Below are 438 nucleotides of genomic sequence, written 5' to 3'. Positions count from 1 at the left end.
CTGAAACCTGCGCGCGCAAGTCTTCGGCATGTTGCTGGTAGGTCGCGCGGAGCAGGGCTTCGGTGCTGTCGAACGCGGCGTAAAAGTACCGGTCGTTGAGCTTCGCTTCCTGACAGATCGCGCGCACGGTGGCCTTGCGAAAGCCCACCGTGCCGAACACGCGCGTCCCAGCGCGAATGAGTGCATCGCGGCGTTCTGCCGCGCGTGCCTCCGGCGCCACACCGCCATACGGGCGGCCTTTCTTCGCGGGCGCGTGTGCTGTTTCAAGTGTTTTCTCCATTTCGCTATTTGACGTCAGGACGCTCGAAAATTAAAGTGGTGACGAATCACACCACATTTAATGCGAAATTTGCCACGCCTGCCCGCAAGGCTGCAAACAGGAGACCGCATGAATACGACGATGGAGCGAAGCGCCAGCCCCGGCGTGCCCCGCAACCG

The 438-nt window shown here is 61.4% G+C and carries 1 protein-coding gene; it reads right to left on the bottom strand.

The window, feature by feature from the left end; genetic code table 11:
• On the bottom strand, window positions 1–280 hold a 280-nt coding region (locus tag D7V88_RS42295; RefSeq protein ID WP_147449191.1), incomplete at its 3' end, for a TetR/AcrR family transcriptional regulator.
• Window positions 281–438: the final 158 nt, after the last annotated feature.

Origin of the sequence: Corallococcus terminator, assembly GCF_003611635.1 — a bacterium.
In the GTDB taxonomy this organism is placed as follows: Bacteria; Myxococcota; Myxococcia; order Myxococcales; family Myxococcaceae; genus Corallococcus; species Corallococcus terminator.
Note: the sequence above shows the minus strand (reverse complement) of the source record. Positions and strands in the feature narration are given on the sequence as shown.